3 protein-coding genes are annotated in these 4,000 nt (G+C 69.7%); 2 read left to right on the top strand and 1 reads right to left on the bottom strand.

All coding sequences use genetic code 11. From position 1 onward, the window contains the following. Positions 1 to 1,623, top strand: a 1,623-nt coding sequence (locus WA805_RS31385) for a potassium transporter Kup (RefSeq protein WP_425244150.1), incomplete at its 5' end; no start/stop codon positions are given. A 1-nt stretch (position 1,624) separates the two neighbouring features. Here the strand turns inward: WA805_RS31385 and ggh are convergent. Next, a complete protein-coding gene (gene ggh / locus WA805_RS31390) occupies positions 1,625 to 2,962 on the bottom strand; it encodes a glucosylglycerate hydrolase (RefSeq protein WP_425244151.1) in 1,338 nt (445 codons plus the stop codon). 298 nt (positions 2,963 to 3,260) lie between these two features. Here ggh and WA805_RS31395 point away from each other — a divergent pair. Beyond that, a partial coding sequence (locus tag WA805_RS31395; RefSeq protein WP_425244152.1) for a hypothetical protein occupies positions 3,261 to 4,000 on the top strand: 740 nt, incomplete at its 3' end.

The raw sequence follows: 4,000 nt of genomic DNA on the forward strand, positions 1-4,000 counted from the left end.
AGCATGCCTAGCAGGCGCCGCACCGCGCTGGTGCTCGCCGCCCTCGGGATTTTCGGCGCATCGCTGTTCTTCGGTGACAGCATGATCACCCCGGCGATCTCGGTGCTATCCGCGATCGAGGGCGTGCAGGTGGTGGACCCGTCGGTGTCCGCCCTCGTGCTGCCCCTCACCGCGACGGTCCTTATCCTGCTGTTCGTGCTGCAGCGGCTGGGCAGCGGCGCGGTCGGGCGGCTATTCGGGCCGGTGATGGCTGTTTGGTTCGCGGTGATCGCCGCGTGGGGCATCCACGGCATCGCTGGCGACCCGTCGATCCTGAAGGCGCTGTCCCCCACCTACGCCGGCGCGTTCCTGTTCGGGCATTTCAGCACGGCGTTCTTCTCGCTGGCGGCCGTGGTGCTGGCCGTCACCGGCGCCGAGGCCCTGTACGCGGACATGGGGCACTTCGGCCGCGGGCCGATCACCCGGGCGTGGCTGTTCCTGGTGTTCCCCGCCGTCATCCTCAACTACCTGGGGCAGGGCGCCCTGGTCCTCGGCGATCCTAGCCGCACGATCAGCAATCCCTTCTACCTGCTGGTGCCGAGCTGGGGGCGGCTTCCCATGGTGATCCTGGCCACCGCGGCCACGGTCATCGCCTCCCAGGCGGTCATCTCGGGTGCCTTCTCGCTGACGCAGCAGGCCGCCCAGATCGGATACCTGCCGCGGCTGCGCATCGACCACACCTCGGAAGAGCGGGCCGGCCAGATCTACGTCCCGTGGATCAACTGGGCCCTGTGCGTGGCGGTGCTCGCGCTCGTCTTCACGTTCCGCACCTCCACCGCGCTCGCCTACGCATACGGCGTGGCCGTCACCGGCACGATCACGATCACCACGCTGCTGTTCTTCTACATCGCCCGCCAGCAGTGGCGGTGGTCCCTCTGGCGGGTCATCCCCATTGCCGCACTGCTGCTGACCGTGGACGGGCTGTTCTTCGCCGCCAACCTCACCAAGCTGCCGCACGGCGCCTGGCTGCCGCTCGCCATCGGCATCGTCGTGTTCATCGTGCTCACCACCTGGCAGAAGGGCCGCCAGATGGTCACCCTCCAGCGCGCACGGGATGAGGGATCGCTGCGCGAGTTCATCGACGAGCTGCACGGCAGGAAGCCGCCACTGCTCCGGGTGCCGGGCACCTCGATCTTCCTCAACCGCGGCAAGGAAACCGCGCCGCTGGCCATGCGCGCGAACGTCGAGCACAACGAGGTGCTGCACGATCACGTCATCATCCTGGCCATCACGACGCTTCCCGTGCCGCACGTGGCGGATGCGGACCGGCTCGAGATCGACGACCTCGGCTACAAAGAAGACCGGATCTACCACGTCACCGCCCGCTTCGGCTACGCGGACACCCCCAACGTTCTCTCGCTGCTGCCGCTCGTCAGCGCGGCCGGGAAGGAACACGCGCTGTCCGGCGGCAAGATCTCCTATTTCCTGTCCACCATCGAAATCCGCCGCGGGAACACCCCGGGCATGAGCCGCTGGCGCAAGCGCCTGTTCGTCGCCACCGCACGGCTGACGGCCGACGCGGCCGAGTATTTCCAGCTCCCCCGCGAGAGCACCGTCATCATGGGAGCTCGCATCGAACTCTGAGCTAGGGCGGCGGGGCCGCCCAGTCCAGCACGACGGCGGCCGTCCAGGACTGCCGGGGCGAGCCGAGCGGCGCGCCGGTGAACGGATCGAAGTACTCGTTGAACTCGCCAGCGCCGGTGACCTGGGCGAGCGAGTCGCGGCGCAGTCCGGCCGCCCGGTCCGCGCAGCCGAGCTCGATCAGTGACTGCCACAGCAGCCAGTCGATGACCGGCCAGACCGGACCCCGCCAGTAGTTGTGCGGCTCGAACGCCGGCTCGGCGGGGCTCGTGCTCGGCAGCAGCGGCCAGCGCAGCCGCGGGTTGCCGCAGAAATCGGCGGAGTCCAGCAGCCGCAGCTGCGCGCCGCGCTGGCCGGCGTCGGCGGTCCGCGCGAACAGCGGCGCGAAACCCGCGAACGTGCGCAGCCGGATCTGCTCCCCGGCGCGGACGTCGTAGTCGGCGCAGAGACCGGACCCGGCGTCGAACTGGCGCGTCAGCCCCGCCCTGCCGCGGTCCAGCCAGCCCGCCACCTCGGCGCGATCGCCGTCGCCGCCCCCGGCCACGCCGGCCAGGTCGAGCAGCGCGGCGTTCGCCGCGACCAGCACGGCGCTGAAGAACACGTCCTTGATCTGGAACGGGTAGTGCCGGTGGATCTGCTCGTCGTCGTACCGGTACTCGCGCAGCAGCTCGACCAGCCACAGGTACCGGTCGTAGTCCCAGTCGGTGGGCCGCTGCGCCGGGTCGCCGAGCTCGCTGGTGTCGAGGCGGGTGTACGGGCCTGGCCTGGGCGCCTCGATGCGGGCGAGCGCGCGGTCCCAGCGCGGTGAGTTGTCCGTGCCCTCCCACGGGTGGTAGGCGGTGACCAGTCCCGATGCCTCGGGATCACGCCCGGTGGCCAGGTAGCGGTGCCAGTGCACCAGCCGCGGGAACAGCGCCTGGATGCGCGCGCGGATCGCCGGTCGCAGCGGCGGCGGCGTCAACTGCCAGATCCGCCGCACCGCCAGCGCGTGCACCGGCGGCTGGCAGATCCCGGTCGTCTGCGCTGGAAGCCCGCGGGCCGCCGGGGTGACGGCGGCGCAGTCCCACCACTCGGGCCCGGGAAAGTACCGCGCGCCGCGACCTGCCCGGAACACGATGTGCGGCACCATGCCGGTCGACCACTGCGCTGCGAACAGCTGCTCGAGCTCGGTCATCGCGCGCCGGACGTCCAGGTGCGCCCAGCCGATCGCGATGAATGCGCTGTCCCAGCTCCACTGGTGCGGGTAGAGCAGCGGCGATGCCTTCGTCCAGCCGCCCGCGTCGTTGCCGCGCAGCACCGCGGCTGCCTGGTCGCGCAGCGCCACGTCGGTCCCGGCGGTCACGCCCGAAGGCTACCGGTACGCCCCGGTGCTCCGCGGCTGCCGACGCCCGGCGCTCCACCGCTAAAGCCAAAGGGCACGATTGCATAACAATGAACCCGGCTTTTCTGAATGCTTCCTCTGAAAACGCTCGCGGCCCTTCCCGCGGGCCGCTGGACGCGGTTCGGGAGGTATCGTGTAACCGGCCGACACAGCGCGCAGGATTAGGCCAACTTTCCCGCTGCCAGACGCTCCCGCGTTAACACCCTTGCCGCACCGCCGCCGGAGTCGTGCGCGTCATTCACACACGAAAGACTGATCAATGGGAAAGTTCTTCACGCGGTCCAACCGGCCGGCGATTATCGCGCTCAGCGTGATAACGGTGGCCCTGGCCGTGACGGTCTACGCTTTCGTGTCCCTGAGCCAGCGGTCGACGCCCGAGAACGCCGGCCCGCCGCCCACGCAGAAGCTGCCCGCCGCGTCGGCCCAGCCGACCGTCAACACGGCGAACTTCGCGTCCGCGTCGCCCGCCGCCACCGGGTGCGCGCACCCGGTCTCGCTGCAGACCACCGGCACCGGCGCGTGGATGGCCGGATTCAACGACGACAAGCAGAACACGAGCGAGGTCCCCAGCGGCGCGGCCCAGTTCGGCGTGCTGGACTTCGACTGGCTGACGTTCAACACGCCAGGCTCGCTGATCCCGGCCGACCAGTTCAGCGAGTCGCTGTCGACCGTGCTGAGCGCCGACGCCCAGGCCAACCCCTGCACGCTGCGGTTCGTCACGATCAACGACCAGGGCACGATCAACGACCAGAACGCCTCCAAGAAGGTCATGGCCGAGATCCTCACCGAGCCGTCGGTGATGAACGAGCACGTGGCGGCCATCGCCAGTGAGATGGCCAGCCTGCCCGACGCGAACGGCGTCACCCTGGACTACGAGTTCTCGCTGCCGGAAAACGCGACCGACCTGGCCACCTACGCCCAGCTGGCGGGGTGGCACAACCTGACGTTCGACCAGGAAGTCAACCAGGTAACCCTCGACTACACGCACCTGGTGCAGAT

The organism is Trebonia sp., from assembly GCF_049794275.1.
In the GTDB taxonomy this organism is placed as follows: Bacteria; Actinomycetota; Actinomycetes; order Streptosporangiales; family Streptosporangiaceae; genus Trebonia.